Origin of the sequence: Peribacillus sp. YIM B13482 (assembly GCF_042787975.1) — a bacterium.
In the GTDB taxonomy this organism is placed as follows: Bacteria; Bacillota; Bacilli; order Bacillales; family DSM-1321; genus Peribacillus; species Peribacillus simplex_A.
The window spans coordinates 1-3,367 of sequence record NZ_JBHZPF010000125.1 but is presented as its reverse complement, the minus strand read 5'-3'; the positions used below and the strand labels follow the sequence as shown (position 1 = coordinate 3,367).

5 protein-coding genes and 1 pseudogene are annotated in these 3,367 nt (G+C 32.9%); 4 read left to right on the top strand and 2 right to left on the bottom strand.

The features are described from left to right. Positions 1 to 441 precede the first annotated feature (441 nt). From ACFX4L_RS25195 to ACFX4L_RS25180, 4 genes and pseudogenes are all read left to right on the top strand, one after another. Positions 442 to 546: a hypothetical protein gene (locus ACFX4L_RS25195; RefSeq protein WP_377406649.1), complete on the top strand. Its 105-nt coding sequence runs from the start codon at positions 442 to 444 to the stop codon at positions 544 to 546. A 10-nt stretch (positions 547 to 556) separates the two neighbouring features. Beyond that, positions 557 to 894: pseudogene (locus ACFX4L_RS25190) on the top strand (recombinase family protein). Between the two features lie 445 nt (positions 895 to 1,339). After that, positions 1,340 to 1,525, top strand: a complete 186-nt coding sequence (locus ACFX4L_RS25185) for a hypothetical protein (protein WP_061465031.1) — start codon at positions 1,340 to 1,342, stop codon at positions 1,523 to 1,525. Continuing rightward, positions 1,522 to 2,028: a hypothetical protein gene (locus tag ACFX4L_RS25180; RefSeq protein ID WP_377386967.1), complete on the top strand. Its 507-nt coding sequence runs from the start codon at positions 1,522 to 1,524 to the stop codon at positions 2,026 to 2,028. Before ACFX4L_RS25185 ends, ACFX4L_RS25180 begins: the two co-directional genes overlap by 4 nt. Positions 2,029 to 2,318: 290 nt before the next feature. Here the strand turns inward: ACFX4L_RS25180 and ACFX4L_RS25175 are convergent, their stop codons facing one another. Both ACFX4L_RS25175 and ACFX4L_RS25170 read right to left on the bottom strand, forming a co-directional pair. After that, the gene (locus ACFX4L_RS25175; RefSeq protein WP_377406647.1) at positions 2,319 to 2,516 is read right to left on the bottom strand and encodes a hypothetical protein; all 198 of its coding nucleotides are present in this window, start codon (positions 2,514 to 2,516) and stop codon (positions 2,319 to 2,321) included. 201 nt (positions 2,517 to 2,717) lie between these two features. Further along, positions 2,718 to 3,131, bottom strand: coding sequence for a hypothetical protein (locus ACFX4L_RS25170; protein WP_289319594.1), 414 nt, complete (start codon positions 3,129 to 3,131; stop codon positions 2,718 to 2,720). Positions 3,132 to 3,367: the final 236 nt, after the last annotated feature.

Sequence of the window (3,367 nt, the reverse complement as noted above, 5' to 3'; positions counted from 1 at the left end):
ATGCGTCATTTTAAATTTCCTCCTTTTTTTCATTATCTTGAATTTTTCAATTGATTCCTAATGATAAATAACTTACTCACAAATTCTGGAGGTGAATATAATTATTCTGTTTTAATTACAAAAATCCTTCTTCAACTTAACTGCAGTTAGCTCGTAATCCTTATTTCATTAAATGGCCCGATTGCAGAACAAAATTAAAAAGTACATATTTTATTATTTGTTCCGAAACTCGTCCTTTTCTGAACACACCACTGTTCGATATGAAAAGGACGTTTTTATTGCCTTTATCGTAACAAAACTCTGTTCATTATTCTACGTTCAATAACCTATCTATTTTTATCTTATGTTACAAAAAATATAAAGGAATAATAAGAAAGAGTGATTTGAGTGTTAATTGGATATGCACGTGTGTCGACGGGATTACAAAATTTAGATTTACAGATGGACGCTCTTACGCAATATGGCTGTTCCAGAATTTTTCACGATAAAATGAGTGGGCAAAAAGACAGCGTCCTGGTTAGAGGAAACACTTCAGTATGCACGTGAAGGCGATACGATTGTTGTTTGGCGATTAGATCGATTAGGACGCAATATGCAAGATTTAATTCAAATTGTGAATAGCTTAAATGAACGTGGTGTGGCTTTCACAGTCTACAAGAAAATTTAACAATGGACAAAAGTAATGCCACAGGCCAATTGATGTTTCATTTGTTTGCGGCATTTGCGGAATTTGAACGTAATTTAATTGAGGAACGTTCGGCTGCCGGACGAGCTGCAGCTAGAGCACGTGGTCGACTTGGAGGACGTCCTGGAAAATTTGGACCGAAAGATATTGAAATGATGAAATCACTAATTGAAAATGGTACACCGATTAAAGACGTCGCAGAAAAATGAGGTGTATCTCGAACAACGATTTATCGGTATTTAGAAAAGCAGGAATAATGAAGAAACTCAGCTAATCTTCTCTTATGAAGGTAGCTGGGTTTTAAAGTTGCAAAATAAGTGCAAATTATCGCCTAAAGTGACATCCTTTCAATCTACTTACCTAGTTCATTTATTATACAACTTAAATTTTACACACAAAATCCACTTAAAATAGCATTTTTAATAATCTACTATGAGTGTACTCAAAATTTACATTTTGAATTTGTGTTATTGTAACATTGTGTTAATAACTGTACTCTCCTTTATTTATTAAGGTTCTTTATAATTAGGTCCAGATAACTTTGAAAAACTAATAAACATTAAAGGACCGTCAATAGACCTGTTTTTTGTACAAAAGAAGGATGGTCACCAAGTTTCGACGAATATATCAATATACTTTGTGGAGGTGTTGGATATGGGGATTTGTTGTGGAGAGTGTCACGTTGAATTAAAGAGTGATGATTATGTCACATTGGATGAATTTAGCACGCTGAGGCACACATATTGCGGTTATGATCTTATTGCCGAGCTGATCAAAGACATTGGTACTTATCGAAATATCAAAACGAAGTATTGGTTTTCCCGTGAGCTTACTAAATGAAAATCGGTGAAATCTTGGAGTTAATTAAAACTGATAAACCAGTGAATATTGCAAAAAGGGCTGATGTTCATCTTTCAGAAAAATTACTAAGAAAAGCATTGAATAAAGCTGGTTATGAGTATAGAAATTCAAGCGAAAAAGGCTGGCATTTCGTTGGTGAAGGTGACGAGGAAACGGTACAAGAGCAGCTTATTTATAACTTTGCAACAGCAGGAAAAGCAAAGGCGAACGTTTCAACTAATGTAAATAAAGAACCTATTAACAATACCAACCAACGTTCTAACGTTGGCATAAAACGTGGTAAAGAACAGGTTAAACAAGCGAACGAACAATCAGCACCAACCATGGAACGAACCAACGTTATAAGAAAACGTTCTTCATTCGATATGGATGTTGAACTTATGAAGGAACTAAAAATACAAGCAATCATTCATGATAGGACGGTTTATGAACTAGTTGAAAGTGCCGTAAGGCACTATTTAGCTGAATTAAAGGGAGAATGACGGAAAGGAGTGCTTATATAGCATTTTGGAGTCCTATCAGCAAACACAAAAAGCCTCCCAAAAAATGGGGCTTTTTGTGTTTTTTTTTTAAAAGCTCTGTTAAATAATGTTGTTGAGTTTCTTGATGAACTAAGGGGGCAGGATAGTTGAAGAAGGTATTTATTGTTCAGAAAGCGAATAGTATTCGGTAAAGGTTGATTTTTAAGGATTAAACAAACTTAATATCCGGAGGGGAAAATGGTTGATTATAGCTATGAGAAACAACATCTGAAAAAACTCAGGACTTTTATTTATATCACGATAGCATTAATTTTTTCAATGATATTTATATTTATTAGCATTTTTCTTTTGTATTTTTCTATGTCAGGCATTTTAGACGTTGTGTATTTTCCACCAAAACTAGAAATTTTTTCATTCATAATTTCTATTGTATTTTCTGTTTTAGCTATAAAAAATCTATTTGGTAAGATATTGTTAGTATTAAACATATTTCTAATGCTCTTTATGATTTTTTATGGACCATAAATATATACAAAAAGACTAACATAGGGTGTAATAGTCAGGCTGTTGTTTAGACAGCCTTTTTTTATAACTAAAGGGGCAGGATAGTTCATTAAGGAAAATGGCTTAAAGAGTGTTATTGGAAAATAAAAAAACAACTCCATAAATCCAAGAGTTGTCATCATTTTTTAATTTGAACTTATTGAAATGGGTCTTTTAGTTTCTGCATCAAAAATAGCTGTTGTCACATTTTTACCATCCTGAGAGACTGTTACAAATACATAAACTTGTCTTTTAGGGTGATAACCTTCTCCACCATGTCTTGATTTACCACCGTACATATCAGCTTTTGATAGTACCGTATTAATGTCTTTAAAATAACCCTTTTCTCGAATGTTCAATTTTGCATTCTCAAATTCAACATATTGATTTTTATCAAGAGAATCATACATTGAATCCACATCTTTGAATTTCATTGTTGAATTATCCGGGTACTTACTCCATGGTTCTTCTCCAGTATTAGATTGAGCGAATCCTTGTACATTTAAAGCAAATAATGTAACTAATACTGCTATAAGAGTAATGGAAGTTATCTTCTTCAATAATTACATCTCCTTTATGATTATTTTTCCAATAAAATGGTCTTTTATGTGACCAAGAAAAATATTTATCTTGTTAAGCTAACTGGTGCTTAGTTCAATAACAGGGTTGCTTCGGCAGCTTTTTCTTTATGCAACTATCGGGGAAGGTTAGCTAAAGTACAATTGTATTAATTTTCATAAATCGGGAAAATATATAGTTAAGAACAAGAAGGAGGTAACAAATGGAAGTAAATATG